Annotated in this window: 15 protein-coding genes; 7 read left to right on the top strand and 8 right to left on the bottom strand. The window is 72.3% G+C overall.

Annotated elements, in window-relative coordinates; translation table 11 throughout:
- Positions 1-56: 56 nt before the first annotated feature.
- From ACYVOO_RS32230 to ACYVOO_RS32210, 5 genes are all read left to right on the top strand, one after another.
- Complete coding sequence (locus ACYVOO_RS32230; protein ID WP_461019468.1) at positions 57-1,499, top strand: rhamnulokinase; 1,443 nt, start codon at positions 57-59, stop codon at positions 1,497-1,499.
- Entirely contained in the window at positions 1,490-2,206 is a 717-nt protein-coding gene (locus ACYVOO_RS32225) for a (Fe-S)-binding protein (RefSeq protein ID WP_461019250.1), read from the top strand. The genes ACYVOO_RS32230 and ACYVOO_RS32225 overlap by 10 nt, the downstream gene beginning before the upstream one ends.
- Entirely contained in the window at positions 2,203-3,834 is a 1,632-nt protein-coding gene (locus ACYVOO_RS32220; RefSeq protein ID WP_461019249.1) for a lactate utilization protein B, read from the top strand. The genes ACYVOO_RS32225 and ACYVOO_RS32220 overlap by 4 nt, the downstream gene beginning before the upstream one ends.
- Positions 3,831-4,475, top strand: coding sequence for a LutC/YkgG family protein (locus ACYVOO_RS32215; protein WP_461019248.1), 645 nt, complete (start codon positions 3,831-3,833; stop codon positions 4,473-4,475). The genes ACYVOO_RS32220 and ACYVOO_RS32215 overlap by 4 nt, the downstream gene beginning before the upstream one ends.
- A 139-nt stretch (positions 4,476-4,614) precedes the next feature.
- Positions 4,615-5,469 carry an ABC transporter ATP-binding protein gene (locus ACYVOO_RS32210; protein ID WP_461019247.1) on the top strand — a complete coding sequence of 285 codons (855 nt, stop codon included), beginning with the start codon at positions 4,615-4,617 and terminating at the stop codon, positions 5,467-5,469.
- 99 nt (positions 5,470-5,568) lie between these two features.
- Here ACYVOO_RS32210 and ACYVOO_RS32205 read toward each other — a convergent pair whose 3' ends face one another.
- The 7 genes from ACYVOO_RS32205 to ACYVOO_RS32175 all read right to left on the bottom strand — a co-directional run bounded on the left by ACYVOO_RS32205 (position 5,569) and on the right by ACYVOO_RS32175 (position 16,031).
- Positions 5,569-6,036, bottom strand: coding sequence for a Pycsar system effector family protein (locus tag ACYVOO_RS32205; protein ID WP_461019246.1), 468 nt, complete (start codon positions 6,034-6,036; stop codon positions 5,569-5,571).
- 131 nt (positions 6,037-6,167) lie between these two features.
- Entirely contained in the window at positions 6,168-7,139 is a 972-nt protein-coding gene (locus ACYVOO_RS32200) for a hypothetical protein (protein ID WP_461019245.1), read from the bottom strand.
- Positions 7,136-9,442, bottom strand: a complete 2,307-nt coding sequence (locus ACYVOO_RS32195) for a hypothetical protein (RefSeq protein ID WP_461019244.1) — start codon at positions 9,440-9,442, stop codon at positions 7,136-7,138. The genes ACYVOO_RS32200 and ACYVOO_RS32195 overlap by 4 nt, the downstream gene beginning before the upstream one ends.
- Positions 9,439-10,395 carry a hypothetical protein gene (locus ACYVOO_RS32190; RefSeq protein ID WP_461019243.1) on the bottom strand — a complete coding sequence of 319 codons (957 nt, stop codon included), beginning with the start codon at positions 10,393-10,395 and terminating at the stop codon, positions 9,439-9,441. The genes ACYVOO_RS32195 and ACYVOO_RS32190 overlap by 4 nt, the downstream gene beginning before the upstream one ends.
- A 188-nt stretch (positions 10,396-10,583) precedes the next feature.
- Positions 10,584-11,285, bottom strand: coding sequence for a Crp/Fnr family transcriptional regulator (locus tag ACYVOO_RS32185; RefSeq protein WP_461019242.1), 702 nt, complete (start codon positions 11,283-11,285; stop codon positions 10,584-10,586).
- 184 nt (positions 11,286-11,469) lie between these two features.
- A complete protein-coding gene (locus ACYVOO_RS32180) occupies positions 11,470-13,425 on the bottom strand; it encodes an OmpL47-type beta-barrel domain-containing protein (protein ID WP_461019467.1) in 1,956 nt (651 codons plus the stop codon).
- A 155-nt stretch (positions 13,426-13,580) separates the two neighbouring features.
- Positions 13,581-16,031 (bottom strand): ThuA domain-containing protein, encoded by a 2,451-nt coding sequence (locus ACYVOO_RS32175; RefSeq protein WP_461019241.1) that lies wholly within the window; start codon positions 16,029-16,031, stop codon positions 13,581-13,583.
- Between the two features lie 209 nt (positions 16,032-16,240).
- Between ACYVOO_RS32175 and ACYVOO_RS32170 the strand changes: the two genes are divergently transcribed.
- Together ACYVOO_RS32170 and ACYVOO_RS32165 are read left to right on the top strand one after the other, a co-directional pair.
- Entirely contained in the window at positions 16,241-17,299 is a 1,059-nt protein-coding gene (locus ACYVOO_RS32170) for a multicopper oxidase domain-containing protein (protein ID WP_461019240.1), read from the top strand.
- A 104-nt stretch (positions 17,300-17,403) separates the two neighbouring features.
- Positions 17,404-18,585, top strand: a complete 1,182-nt coding sequence (locus ACYVOO_RS32165) for a questin oxidase family protein (RefSeq protein ID WP_461019239.1) — start codon at positions 17,404-17,406, stop codon at positions 18,583-18,585.
- A gap of 29 nt (positions 18,586-18,614) precedes the next feature.
- Here the strand turns inward: ACYVOO_RS32165 and ACYVOO_RS32160 are convergent, their stop codons facing one another.
- Positions 18,615-19,124 carry an O-acetyl-ADP-ribose deacetylase gene (locus tag ACYVOO_RS32160; protein ID WP_461019238.1) on the bottom strand — a complete coding sequence of 170 codons (510 nt, stop codon included), beginning with the start codon at positions 19,122-19,124 and terminating at the stop codon, positions 18,615-18,617.
- Between the last annotated feature and the right edge of the window lie 12 nt (positions 19,125-19,136).

Here is a 19,136-nt window from a genome sequence, read left to right as displayed (position 1 = left end):
GCTCCCGTTCCGGCGCGTTCGCCGCCGTCGACCTGGGCGCGTCCAGCGGGCGTGTCATGGTCGGCACCGTCGCGCCGGACGCGCTGGAGCTGCGGGAGGCGCACCGCTTCCCCAACCGCCCCGTCCGCGCGCGCGGCACCCTGCACTGGGACATCCTCGCGCTGTACGCGGGTGTCCTGGACGGGCTGCGCGCGGCGGGTCCCGTGGCATCCGTGGGCATCGACTCGTGGGCGGTTGACTACGGCCTCCTCGACGCCGACGGCGCGCTGCTCGGCAACCCCGTCCACTACCGCGACGCGCGCACCGAGGGTGTGTCCGAGCGGGTGGCGCGGGTGCTGCCGCCCGCCGAGCTGTACGCGGCCACGGGGCTCCAGCATCTGCCGTTCAACACCGTCTACCAGCTCGCCTCGGCCGTAGGGAGCGCTCAACTGGCGGCGGCCGGGGCCCTGTTGCTCATCCCCGACCTGCTGACGTACTGGCTGACGGGCGAACGCGGCACGGAGCTGACGAACGCCTCCACCACCCAGCTCATCGACCCCCGCACCCGCGACTGGTCCCCCACCGTGGCCGACGCGCTCGGCATCCCCCTGTCCCTGTTCCCGCCACTGCGCGGGCCAGGGGACCCGGCGGGCGAGCTGCTGCCCGCCGTGCTGGAGGAGACGGGGCTGCCGGGGCCCGTCCCTGTCACGGCCGTCGGCTCGCACGACACCGCCTCCGCTGTGGCCGGGGTGCCCGCGAAGGGCGAGCGGTTCGCGTACATCGCGACGGGCACCTGGTCGCTGGCCGGGCTCGAACTCGACGCGCCGGTGCTGACGGAGGAGAGCCGCCGCGCCAACTTCACCAACGAGCTGGGCGTGGACGGCACCGTCCGCTATCTGCGCAACATCATGGGCCTCTGGCTGCTCCAGGAGTGCCTGCGCGACTGGGAGACGCACGGCAGGCGCCACGACCTGGACGCGCTGCTGCGCGAGGCCGCCGCCGCTCCCCCGCTGCGCTCGGTGGTCGACGCGGGCGATCCCGCGTTCATCGCGCCCGGCCGGATGCCGGAGCGGATCGCCGACGCGTGCCGGGAGCTGGGCGATCCCGTGCCCCGTACGGACGGGGAGACGGTGCGGTGCGTCCTGGACTCGCTGGCGCTGGCGCACCGCAGGGCACTGGAGGACGCGCGGGAGCTGGCGGGGCGCGACGTCGACACGGTGCACATCGTCGGCGGCGGGGCGCGCAACGCGCTGCTGTGCCAACTGACGGCCGACGCCTGCGGGCTGCCGGTGGTGGCGGGACCGGCGGAGGCGGCGGCGCTCGGCAATGTGCTCGTCCAGGCCAGGGCCCGTGGCGTGCTGCACGGCGACATGCCAGACCTCCGACGTCTGCTTCACAAGACCCAGCCGCTGCGGCAGTATGAACCCTCATCAGGCGATCATGGAACTCCGGCAGCGTGGGGCCGGGCCGCGGCCCGGCTCGCCGGCCGGGGCCGACGGAAGGAGGGGCTGTGCGGGTAGCCCTCTTCGTGACCTGCGTCAATGACACGCTCTACCCCCGCACGGGCCAGGCGGTCGTCACCCTGCTGGAGCGCCTGGGCGTGGAGGTCGACTTCCCGCAGGAGCAGACGTGCTGCGGCCAGCCGCAGTACAACACCGGGTACCGCCGCCAGACCGCACCCCTGGTGAAGCGCTACTCCGATGTCTTCCGTGGCTACGACTACGTCGTCGTCCCCTCCGGGTCCTGCGCCGCGATGGTGCGGGACAACTATCCGCGCGTCGACGCCGAGGGCACGGCCGATGTGGTGGCGCGCACGTACGAGCTGACGGAGTTCCTCGTCGACGTGCTGGGTGTGACGGACGTGGGTGCCTACTACCCGCACACCGTCACCTACCACCCGACGTGTCACGGCCTGCGGATGCTGGGCCTGGGCGAGCGGCCCAGAAAGCTGCTGGAGGCGGTGAAGGGGCTGGAGCTGAGGGAGCTGGAAGGCGCGCGGGAGTGCTGCGGCTTCGGCGGCACCTTCGCGGTCAAGAACGCCGCCGTCTCCGCCGCGATGGGCACCGACAAGGCACGTCACATCGAGGAGACCGGCGCGGACGCCGTGTGCGCGGTGGACAACTCCTGCCTGATGCACATCGGCGGCACCCTGTCCCGGCGCGGCACCGGGGTGCGCTCCGTCCACCTCGCCGAGATCCTGGCCAGCACCGAGGAGGCCCCGCTGTGAGCGGTACGTATCTGGGCATGCCGTCCTTCCCCAAGGCGGCCGAGAAGTCGACCCGCGACCAGCAACTGCGCGGCAACCTGCGGCACGCCACGCACACCATCCGCGCCAAGCGCGAGCGCGCCGTCACGGAGCTGAACGACTGGGGGCAGCTGAGGCAGGCGGGCGCTGCGGTCAAGGACCGGGTGCTGCGGCATCTGGACCACTACCTGGAGCAACTGGAGGAGGCCGTCGTCGCCGCAGGCGGCCAGGTGCACTGGGCGGCCGACGCGGCGGAGGCCAACCGGATCGTCACCCGGCTCGTGCGGGAGACGGGCGAGACCGAGGTGGTCAAGGTCAAGTCCATGGCCACTCAGGAGATCGGGCTCAACGAGGCGCTGGCGGAGGCGGGGATCAGCGCGTACGAGACGGACCTGGCCGAGCTGATCGTGCAGCTCGGCGACGATCTGCCCTCGCACATCCTCGTCCCCGCCATCCACCGCAACCGCGACCAGATCCGCGACATCTTCCGCCGTCGGATGGGCGAGTGGGGACGCGCGGCGCCCGAGGGCCTGTCCGACGAACCCGCCCAGCTCGCGGAGGCGGCGCGGCTGCATCTGCGGGAGAAGTTCCTGCGCGCGAAGGTCGGCGTCTCCGGGGCCAACTTCATGGTCGCCGAGAGCGGCACCCTCGTCGTGGTGGAGTCCGAGGGCAACGGGCGGATGTGCCTGACGCTGCCCGAGACGCTGATCTCGGTGGTGGGCATCGAGAAGATCGTGCCCACCTGGCGGGATCTGGAGGTCTTCCTCCAGTTGCTGCCCCGCTCCTCGACCGCCGAGCGGATGAACCCGTACACCTCCACCTGGACGGGCACGACCGACGGCGACGGACCCCGCACCTTCCACCTGGTGCTGCTGGACAACGGCCGCACCGACACGCTCGCCGACACGGTGGGCCGCCAGGCGCTGCGCTGCATCCGCTGCTCGGCCTGTCTGAACGTGTGCCCGGTCTACGAGCGCGCGGGAGGCCACGCCTACGGTTCGCCCTACCCGGGGCCGATCGGCGCGATCCTGACGCCTCAACTGCGGGGCGTGGGCAGCGAGTTGGACGCGTCGCTGCCGTACGCCTCCTCGCTGTGCGGGGCGTGCTACGAGGTGTGTCCCGTCGCCATCGACATTCCCGAGGTGCTGGTGCATCTGCGCAGCCGGGTGGTCGAGGGCGGGCCCGTGACGGTGCGCGGGCAGCGGACGACGGTCAAGCCCGCGAAGGGGCACGCGGCGGAGCGTGCGGCCATGCGCGCCGCGCGGTGGGTGCTGGACCGGCCGCGGGCGCTGCGCGCGGGGCAGCGGCTGGCCTCGCGGGCGCGCCGTCTGGAGCCGCGGCGGCTGCCGGGGCCCGGCAGCGCGTGGACGGACTCCCGTGATCTGCCCGCGCTGCCCGCCGAGCCGTTCCGCGACTGGTGGCGGCGCACGCGCGGGGAGGGTTCCACCGGTGCTTCCGGGGGCGGGGGCGGGGGCGGGGGCGGAGGGGGCGCCGGAAGCAGAGGCGGCGAGGGTGCCGGAAGCGGAGGCGGCGAGGGTGCCGGAAGCGGCCGTACCGGTTCCGCCACCCGGGCCCGGAGCACGCGGGACAGCGAGGAGGGCACGCCGTGAGCAGCCGTGACGTCGTCCTCGACCGGGTACGCCGCGCGCTGGCGGACGTGCCCCGCGACGAGCGCCCGGACCAGGCGGCCGTCCCCCGCGACTACCACCGCACGCACGCCACCCGCACCCCCGCGCAGACGGCCGGCCTGCTCGCGGAGAACCTGGCCGACTACCGCGCGCTGGTCCACCGCACCGACGCCGCCGGGCTGGCCGCGACCCTCGCGGGGCTGCTGCGGGCGCGCGGCGCGCGCAGCGTCGTCGTGCCCGACGGGGTGCCCGCGGCGTGGCTGCCGGACGACGTCGAACGGGTCGCGGACGCGGCCGACGCGACGCCCGTCGCGCTCGACGCCGTGGACAGCGTGGTCACCGGCTGCGCCGTCGCCATCGCCGAGACCGGCACCCTCGTCCTGGACGCGGGCCCCGACCAGGGACGCAGGCGCATCACGCTCGTCCCCGACCACCACATCTGCGTGGTGCGGGTGCCGGAGCAGGTCGTGGAGTCCGTGCCGCAGGCACTGGAGCGGCTCGACCCGGCACGTCCGCTGACCTGGATCTCGGGCCCCTCCGCGACCAGTGACATCGAACTCGACCGCGTGGAGGGCGTGCATGGCCCCCGCACTCTTGAGGTGGTTCTGGTGGAGGAGGCGTAGCCGACGAGGGGGCGAGGGCGGGGGCTCCGCGCAAGGCCGCTGCACCGTACAGCTAGTCTTCGTGTGCGGACGGCCGCACCCGCGCGGGGCGCCCCGGCCCCCGCACCGGCCCGCACCACGCTCGTCACGGGAGGCAGCCATGGACCAGTCCCCAGTTGAAGCCGCCGAGGCCGCCGGAGCCACCGAGGCCACGGCGGCTCGGCGGAGCACGGCGGTCGTCGCCCTCGACGGGGTCGGCGTCCGGCGCTTCACGACGGGGCAGGTCATCCTCGACGGCATCGACTGGAGCGTCGGCCCCGGCGAGCACTGGGCGCTGCTGGGCGCGAACGGCGCGGGCAAGACCACCCTGCTCAAGCTGATCGGCGCCACCATGCACCCCACGGAGGGCACCGTCTCCGTGCTCGGGCACCGGCTCGGCCGGGTGGACGTACGCGAGCTGCGCGCCCACATCGGCCACGTCTCCACCTCGCAGCGGGTCCCGCAGGACGCGAGCGCGCACACCGTGGTGCTCACGGGGGCCACGGGCACGGTGCAGCCGCTGTGGAAGGCGTACGACGACGAGACACGGCAGCGCGCCGACGAGTTGCTGACCGAGCTGGACTGCAAGGAGCTGGCCGAGCGGCCCTTCGGCGTGTGCTCGGGCGGTCAGCGCGCCCGCGTCCTCATCGCCCGCGCCCTGATGCCGGACCCGTCGCTGCTGCTGCTCGACGAGCCGTTCAACGCGCTCGACCTGCCCTCGCGCGAGGACCTGATCGACGCGCTGCGCCGCCTGGCCGCCGAGCGCCCCACCCTGGCGACGGTGACCGTCACCCACCACCTGGAGGAACTGCCGCCGACGACCAGCCACGCCCTGCTGCTGCGCGAGGGCAGGACCCGGGCGCGCGGCCCGGCCGAGGAGGTCCTCACCGGCGAGGAAATGACCGCGTGTTTCGGCCGCCCCATCGAGGTCACCCGACAGGACGGCCGGTGGCTGGCCCGCTCCGGGCGACGCTAGGCCGGACTGTCCCGGCGCCGCCCGGAGTGCCACGGAGCCCTGGCTGTGGGCCAGGGCCCGTCGGGCAGTCGCGCGGCGGACGCCCCGGAAGGACCCGCGCTACGTCGCCCGGAGCACCGCGACGAGCTGCGGCAGCGCGACCAGGAGCAGCGCGGTCCCCTTCTCGATCCAGCGGTACTTCGCACGCACGATGGCACTCGTACGCCGCAGGGACGCGGTGAGCGGCCCGGTGGGATCCCGGGCCACGCGTGCGAAGGCACGGCACAGGTACGCGCTGTCCGTCTCCGGCGCGATGTGCTCGAAGTAACCGGGCCCCTCGACGGATCGCGCGCCGTGCCGCCGGGGCGCGATCGCGCAGACGAAGCAGACGATGGCCAGCAGCGCTACGGTCACCGCGCTCCACCACAGCAGGCTCACCGGCAGAGGGGTGTGCGCCCGGGAAGACGCAGTGCCCCTGTCCAGCGTCAGAAAGGCGCCGAGGACGGCCCCCATGAAACCGAGCAGCACCGCGGCCTTGGCGTCCGCGCGGGCGATCTCCGCACCGTTCGCGGCGAGGAAGCGGTTCATCGCGGCGACCGTCTCCGCGTCGGGTCCGCTCTCCCGGCGGGCATGGACGGTGCGGTGCCGACGGCGCGTGCACAGGGGCCGTCGAGGAGGACGGGCCGTGCGTCGCCGTCGGCGTACTCCCGCCGCACGCGTCATACGGGTCGGCGCCTCGCCCCGTCCGCCGGAAGGCCCGGGCCCCCCGGAGCCGCTCCGTCGCTCCCCCCGCCCGTGGGCACCCCGCGCCCCAGCGCCGCGAGCCTGTCCCGGAGCAGCTCGGAGATCTCCAGCTTCTCCTGCTCGGTCAGGCTGCCCAGCATGGACGCCATCGCGTCCTGCCAGTTCGTCTCCTCACGGAGCAGCTTCTGGTGGCCGACGGCCCAGTCGAGCACGTCGGCCACCTGGTCGGGGTGGCGGAGCAGCCACATGGCGGCGAGGGAGGAGGGGCCGCTGCGGACGGCCTGGAGGCAGAAGTCGTACTCCTCCCGCCGGGCGGCCGACCATACGAACGGCACGTCTCCACCGCCCGCTTGGGAGAGCCGCAGTTCGCCGTCACCGTCCCGTGGACGCACCTCGCTGACGCGGTAGGTGAGCCCGTACCCGTCGAGCCGCCGTGGCTCGGAGAGATGCCGCTGTACCTCCTCAGCGCCGAGAGTCTGCCCTGCCTTGGCATAGGAGTTCTCCAGCGCCCGGAGGCAGTTGTCGAGGTCTTTGCAGACCACGTCCCACCCGTAGGCGGTGCGGGTCGCCACGACCTGTCGCGGATCGTGCACCCACCACCTCACCCGCACCAGGACGGACTCAGGGCCGTTCGCGCCCCACAGTCCTACGGCGCGGGTGGCGGGGTGCTCGCCGAGCAGGACGTGGAAGGCCGCCTCGTAACCGCCCAGCAGACCGGGCGCGGGGCCCGTCTCCCGCGCGAGCGCCGCTCCGTCCCCGTACGTGTCCAGCACGGCGTCCGCTCCGGTGCGGTCCCCTCGGCGGGCCGCCAGCACGTGGAGGGCGCCACTCGTGTCCCTGAGCACGAGGGCGCGGTCCCGCCTCCCGGAGAAGCGGTGCCGGAGGATCTCCCGCCAGGGTGCGTGCGCCGCCTCGCTGTAGACGGGCACGGGGCTGTCCGCGTTCACATCGTCCTCCCGTTGAATCGCGCGGTGGTGCGGGGCTGTTCCCGCCAGGTGTCCAGTGCCCGGCGCGCGATGTGCACGCCGACCAGGCCCGGGGCGTCGCTTCGGTCGATCTTCACGAAGAGGCGGAAGGCACCGCGCTGCATGTCCTCGGCCAGCAGCGCCAACAGGGTCACGACCGCTTCGTGGCGAAGCTCGTGTCCCGCGGCCGTACGGCACCAGTGCAGCAGGGTGTTGCTGGTCGCCTCGAAGAGGTCGTCGTCGTTCAGCGCGCGCTGGACCAGGGCCACGATCGGCAGCGTGAACTCGCCCTCGCTGAGGAGCTGTTCGCAGAACCAGTCCATGTCCGAGGCCAGCAGTCCCGGGAACGTCCTGAGCGACAGCCCGGCCTCGGGTCCCTCGCTGTCGGCCCACGCGGCCACTTGGGCGAGGACGAGGGCCTGGTTTCCGGAGGCGAAGAGCTGTGCGAGCGCGAGGCGCGCGGCAAGCTCCACCTTCGACTCGTCGCCGTCGTCCCTGCCGCGCACCACTGTGCGCAGCAGCCTCAGTGCCAGATCCGGCCGGGAGACACCGAAGTCGGTGCCGCAGGTGTGGGCGACCGTCCAGCGCAACTGCCAGCCGATGGCCCAGCTCCACTCCGTGAGCCAGTGCTTCACCTCGCTGGCGACGACGGGGTCCTGCGCCGCCGTTCCCAGCGCGACCGCGGCGACGTGACGGCTCGTGGCCCGGTCGGACTTGGCGAGCGTACGGATGTGCCGGAGCGCGCTGCGTCCGCCGCCCCAGCGGGCCGCCATCCCCATGACCTGGCCCACCGGCCTCGTCAGCTCGCCGTCGCGCTTCACCTCGGCAAGCCACTCGGTGAGCAGCCCTGACAGTTGACCGTACTCGCGCCACACGTGCCGCAGCACGCTCTCCGCCTGCCGGTGGCGGGTGAAGCGCACGGGTTCGACCGCGTAGGAGTAGCCAGGACCCGAGCGGATCTCCTTGGCGTCGCACTCCGCGCGCACCTGGTGCAGAAGACTCCGCAGAGAGTGCCGGAAGACGAAGGCCGGGTTGGGCCGGGGCGGGCGGTCCGCGTCGGCGGGCGCGGTTCCTGGTGCGGTTCCGGACACGGCCCCTGGCGCGGTCCCGTGCGGCGGGAGCACCGCGTGGAGCCTGCCGTCCGCGAGGGCCAGCAGCCGCTCCGCCTCCTCCCGTACGATCCGCTGGTCGAGCCCTTCGAAGACGCAGGCCGCGAGGAGGAAGGCGAGGCAGTCCGCGTCGTGGAGAAGCTCTTTGAGCAGGTCGGGGACCTCCTCCTCCGCGAGGAAGCTCAGCCGGTCCCGGATGTCCGCCGCGTCCGTGTCCCCGTCGCTCGCGGCCGAGGCCACCAGGGCGTTCACCAGCTCCGCCACCTGTGCCGGTACCAGCTCGGGGGCCAGCAGTTCGTCCAGCAGCCCGGGCTCCAGCCGGTTCAGCAGGGCGGCCCGCCCCGCGGGATCGGGCACGGCGTCCGCGAGACGCGCGTCGAAGACCTCGCGCGGCGGAGGCGGGATGCAGCGGATCGGTGTCACGTGCAGTTCCCGCTCCAGATCCCGGAGGAGACCGGGCGTGTCCGGCAGGACGATCACCATGCAGGCGTCCGCGTCGTGGAGGCGGCGCCGCAGCTCCCCCACGACGCCCGCCTTCAGCGCGGGCGCGGAGAGGAGGCCGTCCACCAGATAGCCGCGGGTTCCGCTCCCCGTGGGGAACCAGTAGGCGAGGTCCTCGTCACTGTCGACCGCCCTCAGCGCCATGCTGCTCGTCCTGCGGTGCAGGAGGTTCAGCCCGGCCGTGCGGCGGCCAGAACCGGGGGCTCCGGCGAGGAAGAGCAGGCGCGACCTCAGGGCGTCGAGCGCGCCCGGGAACCAGGCGGGCTCGGCGAACCCCGCACACGCGCTCAGGATCTCCTCCGGAGGGATCGGCCCCTCGTGCGACTCGACGCGCTTTCCGGCGGAACCGGCTGCGCCGTGGCTGTTCATGTGCTGGCCGCCGCGTACGGAGCCGGTGTTGACCGTGCCGCCCGGGGCCCAGACCACCGAGTACGGCGGGGAGCCGTCCCGCGGCGCCTTCAGGAAGTCGACGAGTTCGTCGGGGTCCTCGTCGAACTCGTCGGAGCCCTCCCTCTCCGGCTCTCCGCCCGGGGCGCCCGCCTCCGGTGCGGTATACGGGCCGCCTGGCGTCTCTCCCGGGGACTCGGAGTCCGGCCCGGCGTGCCGCCGCGTCGCGTCCGCCCCTTCCCCGGGCTCCCCGGCTCCTCCGTGTCCCCCTTGCCCGTCGACGCTCACCGGCCGCCCCCGTTCTTGTCACCGTGCACGGTGTCCCCCTGGCCGCCGTGCACGGTCCCGGCCTTGCTCCCGCCCACGTAATCGCCCTGCATGTCGAAGTTGTTGAGGTGCTGGCCGCCGTCCACCGAGCCGGTGTTCACGATCCCCCGGTCCGCCCTGTGCACCGTCACGGAGCCGGGTGACGGGCCGTTGCTCCGCTGCCCGTCGTCGTCCTGACGCGAGGGCGCTTCCTGGTCCTCGATGACGTGCTCGCCCAGGATGCGGCGGTCGTAGAGACTGCCCGAGGGCACGGGGACGTACAGCCAGGCCCGCTGCTCGAACTGCTTGCCCTCGACGGTCGCGGGCACCTCGATGAAGTAGTCCCGGTGCCGTCCGGTGTAGCCACCTGCCACCACGTCCTGGTAGCAGCGGTCCGAGAGGATCGCCGCGACCTGGGTGACGTTCTCGCTGGAAGAAGCCAGGATCGCCTTGACAGGACGGGAGTCGAGCAGCCGGTGGGTGTCGTTGCGCGGTGTGCCGTTGCCGCCGTACGCGTCCCCCGAGTCCGGCAGGGGGCCGATGTGCAGGCTCACCCGCAGCCTGATGCGCACGGCACCGGTGGAGTGCACATTGAACTCGGTGAGCACCTGCTGAAGGGTGTGCGTCCAGGGGTGGATGACGAACGGCATCGCCGCGGGGTCAAAGCCGAAGACATATCCGTCGCCGGTGGAGTTGGGGAAGCGACGGTTGTCCCACACCTCCCCGAGCCCGGCGCGCCGGAACGACTCCTGGAGCAGTTGCGGGATGATCCTGCTGATCGTGCCGTGCTCGACGGCCGGATAGCCGGTGAAGTCCTTGGCGTCCACTGCCACGATGCCGCGGTAGGGCGGGAGGGCGCGGCTTCCGTCCCGGGACCGGCCGGGGTCCGCGGACGCTGTGGCGGGTGTGGACAGTGCGGGGAGAGGTTCGGACATCGGGGTTCCTCCGGGAAGCTCGCGGACGGGATCGTGCGGCGCGCACGTGCTCGTGCGTGTTCGTGCGTGCTCGTGCGTGCGCGGCCCTTCGGACCGGCTGACATGAGCTTCCCGGGAGCGTGGATCCCCTTGTGCCCCCTCTGTGCACAAGAGGAGTGACGGGCGTCACATCGCCCACGCGGCGGGTCTCACCCGTCGGCGAGCGCGGCGGCGGTGCGGCGCAGGGCGTCCAGGTCCTCGACCACGACGCGCATCCGGTGGGCACGGACCGTGCCGGGCTCCAGTTCGGCGAGTTTCGCGGTGACCGTGTTCCTGGACGTCCGCAGGTACTGGGCCAGCTCGTTGCGGGTCAGGGCCAGTTCCAACGGCTCCCCCGAACGGCGCCCCGTGTCGCGCGAGATGTCCGCCAGCCTCACCAACGTCGCCGCCAGCCGGGCCAGCACATCGCCGCCGCCCCTGGCCTCGTCGGACTCCCTCAGCCGCGTGAGCGCGTAGCGCACCAGCACCGGGAACAGCTCGTACCGGCTGGCGAAGCGGGTGAACTCCGCCTTGCTCAGTACGGCCACGGAACACTCCGTCAGCGCCTCCACCGTCGCCAGGCGCACCCCGTCGTCCAGCACCGCCACCTCTCCGAGCAGTTCGCCGGGGCCGCGGAAGGCCAGCAGTGTGACGTCCCCGTTCCGCTCGTGCCGCAGGACCTTGGCCACCCCGCCGAGCACGGCCAGCACATGTGTGCCGGGCTCGCCCTGCCGCAGCAGGACGCTGCCGACCGGGTGCCGGCGCTCGACGGCGTCCGCCACCAGGTCCGTCCAGACGGCGTCGCCCACGAGGTCACGGAGCGTCTGACCGGCGGGCTCGGCCTCGGCGTTTCCGGCAATGCGCTCAGTCATACGGAGACCTTAGGAAACGGCGGACCGTCACGCAGCGGAAACGAACGATCACGCCGGCGCCCCCGGGTGTGAAGCCCGGGAACACCGGCGTGCGCTGTACGATGACGCGCTTGCGAGCGGGGGCCACCGCTCAGCGCAGGGCCCGCGGGGCCCCCTTCACACCCGGCTCACCGTCTCCTCCCGCTCACAGCGGCTTGACCCGTACGTCGCGGAACGAGACGACGTCCGACGTGCTGTGGGTCTGGAGGCCGATGTAGCCCGCGTCGCGCAGGCGGCCTTCGCTGCCCGGGTCGTCGTCGCGTGGGGGCGAGAAGAGCTGGCCCGGGGTGTTGTCGAACTCGTTGATCAGGGTGCCGTTGCGGTAGACCGAGTAGTGCTGGCCCTCCACGCGGATCTCGTAGTCGTTCCAGGTGCCCTTGGGGGTCACCAGGGCGTCTCCCCTGTTGACGAGGTCGAAGCCGTAGACGGAACCGGTCTTGTACTGGTCGCCGTTCTCGTCGTCGAAGATCTGCACCTCGTGTCCGTACTTGATGGCCGCCCACTCCGGGCGCGGCTCCTCGGGGTGGTCGCGCGGGTCGGGGAAGCGGACGAAGACGCCGCTGTTGGCGCGGGAGCCGACCGGGGCCGCGTCGAGGAACTGGAGCTTGAGCGAGAAGTCCCCGTAGCGCTTCTTCGGGAACCAGAGCATGCCCATGCCCTCGACGTCGGTGCTGCTGGTCATCGTGCCGTCGCTCTCCAGCTCGAAGCCTCCGCCGCCCGCCTGTGCCCAGTTGTTGAAGGAGGCGGGGGTGCCGTCGAAGATCTTCTCGTAGCCCTTGCCGTCGCCGATGCCGGAGTCCTTGGCGGCCTGGATGATCTTCGTCCGTTCGGCCTCGTCGACGAAGCCGTCCGCCAGCAGCTCCGCGGTCACCTCGCGCACGTGCCGCAGGAAGGCCGTGGTGGTCCGCCAGGCCCGCTCGTCCTCGATCACCTCGTTGATCCTGCACCCTTCCCGCACCTCGCGGTTGGGCACCTGGGTGATCTTCTCGCCGACGGCGACCAGCGGCCTGTCGTCGCGCTCGGGGCACTCGGGGTCCGGCGGGTTGCCGCCGTCCTCCACGATGGTGAAGCGGGTCTCCTTCGCCTCGGAGGAGTTGCCCGCCTTGTCCCGGGCCCGGTAGGTGACGGTGTGGTCGCCGACGGCGTGGACCATGAACGGCGCTGTGTACGGGGTGAACTCGCCGCCGTTGACGGCGTATTCGACGGCGTCGACGCCCGAGTCCGCGTCCGTCGCGCTCAGGGTCACCGTCGCCATGGCGACGTAGTCGCCGTCCGCGTCGCGCTCCCCGTCGACCCTGGCCGTCACCTGGGGCGGGGTGGTGTCCTCGGGCGCCGCGACGACGGTGAACGTCTCCGTCTTCTCGGCCGAGACGTTGCCCGCCTTGTCGGTGGCGCGGTAGCGGACGGTGTGCTCGCCCGGGGTGTTGACGACGACGGGCGCGGTGTAGGCGGTGTAGGCGCCGCCGTCGAGCGCGTACTCCACCTTGTCGACGCCGGAGGAGTCGTCGGTGGCGTCGAGTGTCACGGTCGCGGCGCCCACGTAGGCGCCGTCGGCGTTCTGCTCGCCTGCGACGTCGGCGGCCACCTCGGGCGCCGTGGTGTCCTCGCCGCCTCCGCCGGTGACAACGAGTTCGCCCTGCATGGTGCCGTGTCCCGGGATGGCGCAGTAGTAGTGGTAGACGCCGGGGGTGAGGGTCACGGTGGTCTGGTGCTTGCCGCCGTTGGCGTCGTTGGGGTTGGCGAGGATGTTGACGTTGACGTCGTTGTTGTACTCGGGGTCCGACGTGGTGAACGTCAGGGTGTGCGGCATGCTCGTGGTGTTGCCCGTGGCCGCGCTGTTCTCGAAGACGAGGGTGGCCTCGCCCGCCACGGCCGTGGCGGGCGCCGAGGTGTACTCGGTGATGCTGTCGCCCGCTGTCCACGTCAGCGTCTGCGCTGCCGCCGCCCCGTCGGACGCCCCCGGTGGCTGCTGCGCCTGGGCCGGTGGCAGGGCGACCAGGCAGAGCGCGGCGGCGCACAGGGCCGCCAGCAGCGCGGTGATCCGGCGCGCACGCGCGACGGGCACTCCTCCTCGCGCGGGCCGTCGTGCGGCGTCACGCATGTGCGGCGTACGGGCGCCGCTCCTGTGGCGCGTCGCCGCGCCCTCTCTTCGGCGCCCGCGCCATCGCGCCGTCACCGCCGTCGCCGCCGTCAGGGACGGCAGGCCCGCCCGCTTCGCTCGTGTCACTCGCATCGCGTCTCCCTCCTCCTCACGACTCACGATCCCTGCTCACCGAGGTAGTCCTTGGGCAGCGGGGTGGGCGGACCGCCCTTGTACGTCACGCGCCACAGCGCCGAGGCGGCGTCGGCGTTGAAGAAGCCGCGCCCGTAGTCCAGGGCGTAGAGCGAACCGTCGGGTGCGAAGCGCCAGTCCATGAGGTTGCGGATGCCGCCCTCGCCCGCGGGGACGATCTTGTCGAGGCTCTCCGCGTGGACGGGCAGGCCGCCGCTCGCCGCGTTGCCGGGGTCGAGGACGACACCGTGCCGCGGCTGGTCGCCGTCGTAGAAGTCGCCCACGAACCACTTGCCGTCCCAGTAGGCGGGCCACTTGACGTCGCTGTCGCTCTTCTCGCTGTAGCGGTAGACGGGGCCGTTCATGGTGGCCTGGCCGCCACCCTTGAGCCACGGGAGGCGCAGCGTCTGCTCGTCCAGCTTGTAGCTGGGCACACCGTTGGCGTCGCGCGGGAAGTCGGGCGCTCCGCCCTGCGGCGAGTACCAGATGTTGTTGTTGCGGGCGGGCGGGATGTTCACCAGGCCGTCGTTGTTGGGGGACTCGTTCTTGAGGTGGTCGCAGTCGTACCAGCCCAGGGGCTTGCTGGGGTCGGGCAGGTTGCGGTCGCGGTAGGGCTGCTTGTTGCCCATGCAGTACGGCCAGCCCTGGTTGCCCGCCTTGGTCATCACCGCGAACGTGTCGTACTTCGCGGGGCCCCAGGTGGTGCTGGGCTCGCCCGCGTCGGGGCCGACCCAGCCCGCGTAGAGCCAGTCCGTCTTCTTGTCCACGAAGATCCGCGCCGGGTTGCGCACACCCATCACATAGATCTCCTCGCGGGTCTTGCCCCCGCCCTCCTCCTCGCCGGTGAAGAGGTTGCCCTCGGGGACGGTGTAGGTGCCGTCGCTCTCGGGATGGATGCGCAGGATCTTGCCGTTGAGGTTGTTGGTGTTGCCCGCGGTGCGGCGCGCGTCGGCGAAGGAGGTCCCGGCGAACTGCGGCTCCGGGTTGTTGCCGGAGTAACCGCCGCTGAACTGTGAGGAGTTGTTGTCGCCCGTGGCGATGTAGAGGTTGCCCTTGGAGTCCCAGTCCATGCCGCCGCCCGCGTGGCAGCAACTGTGGATCTGCACGGGCCACTTCAGCAGCGTCTTCTCGGATGCCACGTCGAGCTTGTTGGTGGCCGGATCGAGGGTGAAGCGGGAGACGCGGCGCTCGGCCATGTGCGCGGTCCGGTCGATGCCGGAGTGCGGGGTCCAGTGGAGGTAGACCCAGCCGTTGTCGAGGAAGTCGGGGTCGAGGGCGATGCCGAGCAGCCCCTCCTCGTTCTTGACCAGTTCCTCACCGCCGCCCTTGTTGCCGAACACGTCGAGTGTCCCGGCCTGGGTGACCTTCTTCGTCTCGGGGTCGTAGACGTGGACGGTGCCGGGGCCGAGCCCGATCTTCGGGTCGTTCCAGTCGGTGACCACGGGCGCGTTGGGCATGCCGCCGCCGCGTCCGATGTAGACGACGCGGCCGTCGTCGGCGATGTCGAGCCCGTGCGGCTCGCCGATCTGGTCGAGCTGGTCGCCGGTGTTGGGCTGGGTGACGCGCTCGGCCGCGTAGTTCGCGGTGATGGTGGCCTGGCAGTCGGCGCGCGCGAGGCGGGTGGTCCACAGCATCGCGCCGCGCAGGTGCTTGCGGAAGTTGTTCTCGGTGAACGTCGAGGCGGTGCCGCCCATGCCGCTGTAGAAGGACCGTCCGCCGTCGTAGTCGCGGCACCAGGAGACGGGGTGGTCCCAGCCCTCAGCGCCCTCGCCCGGGGAGTACGAGCTCTCGCGCACCCGGGCCACGGTGTGGACCTCGCCGCTGGGGTTCTTCTGCCAGTTGGTCCAGCTGTCCTTGCGGCTCCACTCCAGCGGCAGGTCCTCCGTCGCGGGGTGCGTACGGTCCCCGACCTCGACGACGGCCTTCTGCGCCGCGGGCGCCGCGCCCTCTTCGGGGCGGGCCCCGAACAGCCCGGTGAACCACTCGTCGCCGGGCTGTGCGCGTGCCGCGTCGTGCAGGCCGAGGAAGCCGCCGCCCGCGCGGACGTAGCGCTTGAAGGCCCTCGTCTGGTCGCTGTTGAGCAGGTCGCCCTCGGCCGAGAGGAAGGTGACCGCGTTGTACTGCTGCAACTCGCGCTGGTTGAAGACTCCGGGGTCGCTGGTGACGTCGACCCTGATGCGCTCCGCCGCCGGAGCGTCGTTCCCGATCTTCAGGATCGCCGAGACCGCGGCCTCCGTGCGCTCGCGTGGCGCGTCCTTGCCGTGGAAGACCAGCATCCGGGCGTCCTCGCCGCCCGGCACCTCCTGTGCCTGCTGTGCCTGCTGTGCCTGCTTCGGCTCCTGCGCTCCTGCCTGTCCGGTCAGGGCAGGCGCACCTCCCAGGAGCGACATGATCACGGTGGCGGCCAGCGCGTGAACGCCTCGTCTGTGCCGCATGGTTCGCCCACCTCTCATAGGTGACAGCAACGCCAAAGGAAGCTAGACCCCTTTTGCCGGTACGCCAATGGCTATGACCGTAAAAGACAGAACTTTGTCCAGAGGGTGGGCAAACTCTCGATCAGTTCCTAACATGAAGCGCCGTCAGAGCCCCCCGAAAGGCGACCGAGCCCGGAGGGCGGCCAAGGACGACCGAGGAAGGCCAGCGCATGTCGCGACCCCGCTTCTCCCGGCGCTCGTTCACCAGCGGAGCGGCCATCGCCGCGCTCGCTCCGGCCACCCTGACCGCCGCCGCCTCGCAGCGGAACGAGGCGACGGCGGCCCCCACCAAGGACCGGAGCATCACCCTCTACGCCGAGGCGCTTCCCGACGGACAGATGGGCTACGGACTGGAGCCGGGCAGGGCCACCATCCCCGGGCCACTGCTGGAGATGTACGAGGGCGACACGATGGAGATCGAGTTCGTCAACAATCTCGACGTCACCGCGAGCCTCCACGTCCACGGCGTCGACTACGAGATCACCAGCGACGGCACCAAGCTGACCGGCAGCACGGTGGAGCCGGGCGAGAGACGCACGTACGTCTGGAAGACGCACGCTCCGGGCCGCCGCGCGGACGGCTCGTACATGCCCGGCAGCGCGGGCTACTGGCACTACCACGACCACATCGTCGGCACCGAGCACGGCACCGGCGGGCTCCAGAAGGGGCTCTACGGCCCGCTGGTGGTGCGCCGCAGGGGCGACATCCTCCCCGACAAGCAGTTCACGATCGTCTTCAACGACATGACCATCAACAACCGGACGGGGCGCCCCGGCGACGCGGCGCCGGACTTCACGGCGAAGATCGGGGAGCGCGTCGAGTTCATCTCGATCACGCACGGCGAGTTCTACCACACGTTCCACATCCACGGTCACCGCTGGGCCGACAACCGCACGGGCCTGCTCACCGGACCCGACGACCCCAGCCGCGTCATCGACAACAAGATCACCGGCCCGGCCGACTCCTTCGGCTTCCAGGTGCTCGCCGGTGAACACGTGGGCCCCGGCAAGTGGATGTACCACTGCCACGTCCAGAGCCACTCGGACATGGGCATGGCCGGACTCTTCATCGTGACGGACGAGAACGGCGACGTGCCGGGAGGCGGAGGGGGCGGGCACGGAGGACACACCGCGCGACAGGGTTCGGACACGGACCCGGACGCGGGCGGGGACTCGGACGCGGGCTCGGACGCGGGCGGGGAGCACGGCGCCGGGCACGGTCACCACTGAAGGGCCGGGCCGCTGAGCCGGGCCGCAGGCCGGGGCCCTTCGGGCGAAGGGCCTAGGTCCGTGGCCGGTTACGTTCCCCGCGCGCGGCACCTACCGTCGGCCCCATGGAGACACACCGGCCCACACCACCCACACCGCCCCCACCCGACCACAGCGGCACCCTCGACGAGGCACTGGAGCGGCTGCACGCCTCGGGCCCCGAACGCGACGGCTGGCTGAGCAACCACGCGCCCATGGCCGTGGAGGCGCTGGTCCGCAACGGACAGGCCGGGACCGTGCACCGCTGGATCGACCGCTACCGGGACAAGCTGGAGGACATGCCCGAGCTGTCCTCACCGGTGACGGAGGACAACTGGCAGGAGGCGCTGGGCGATCCCCGGCGCCTCGCCGACTGGACCGTCCACTTCACCAGGCGGCTCGCCGAGTCGCCCTGGCACGACGTGCTCGCCGAGTGGTGGCCCCGGCTGCTGCCCGGCATCTCCGGCGGCGCGACCCACCCCGTGATCCGTACGGGGCACGCCGTACGGACCCTGCTCGACGGGGAGGAGACAGCACCGCGCCGCGCGGAACTGGCCCACGCGCTCGGCTACTGGGCCGCGCGGCACCACTTCCTCACGGGCGTCGGGACGCTGCATACGGGTGCCGACGAGGGCGCGAGCGGGGGCACGGCCGAGGGCGCCGAGGGAGCGGCCGACCGGGCCGGCCGGGCCGACCCGGCGGGGGCCGTGCTCGCCTCCGTACCGCGCATCCGTGAGCAGAGCGGCGGCATCCAGGAACGCCTCGCCCGCATCGGCGCACTCCCCAGGCGGCCTGGACCCCACTCCCCCGGACCCGAGGAGACACAGGCCGCGCTGGCCGCACTCGTCCGCGCCGCGACCCACCGCTACGCCACCCACGCCCACGGCCAGCCCGTCATGCTCGTCCACGCGGCGACCGCGCCCAACGCAGTGCTGCGCACCCTCCCCGCGCTCCCCCGCGCACTGTGGCTGCCCAGCCTCGACGCGGCCTGGACGGTGAGCACGGCGATCGTGGCCGCCTACGGTCCCGCCGAGGGCGCCCCCGCGCCCGGTCACGGATCGGGGCACGGTCCCGCGACGGCCGAGGAGGTCTTCGCCCTGGCTGCGGCACACGGTGACGAACACACCGTCAAACTCGCGGACACCGCCCTCGACGTGATCTCCGCCTACGGCGCCGACGACGGCCCGACACTGGGCGCCGTGCTGCGCGCCGTGGAGCTGATCGAGCCGCTGTTTCCCGTACCGGGGCGCGGGTCCGTGTCCCGGTGAGGCAGGGGCCAGGGTCCGAACGCGCCGGGCTACGAGGCGAACGCGGCGTAGGAGCGGTCGTCGAAGAGGACGAACCTGACCTCCTCGACCTCGGTGTCCGCCTGCCGCACCGTCTCCAGGGCGATGCGGGCGCCGTCGTCCAGGGGCCAGCCGTAGACACCGGTGGAGACAGCGGGGAAGGCCACCGAGCGGGCGCCGAGTCCGTCGGCCACGCGCAGGGACTCGCGGTAGCAGGAGGCCAGCAGTCCGGAACGGTCCTCGCTCCGCGACCACACGGGGCCAACCGTGTGGATCACCCAGGTGGCGGGGAGCCATCCCGCCGTGGTGGCCACCGCCTGCCCCGTCGGCAGCCCCTTGCCGTACTCCGGGGAGCGGCGCAGCACCCGGCACTCCGCGAGGATCTCGGGCCCGCCCTTGCGGTGGATGGCGCCGTCGACACCGCCGCCGCCCAGCAGTGAGGAGTTGGCGGCGTTCACCACGGCGTCGACGTCCTGCTCGGTGATGTCGCCCTGGACCAGGGTGATGTTCGGCTTGGCCATACGGGTCATCCT

Source organism: Streptomyces daliensis, assembly GCF_054782395.1.
Note: the sequence above shows the minus strand (reverse complement) of the source record. Positions and strands in the feature narration are given on the sequence as shown.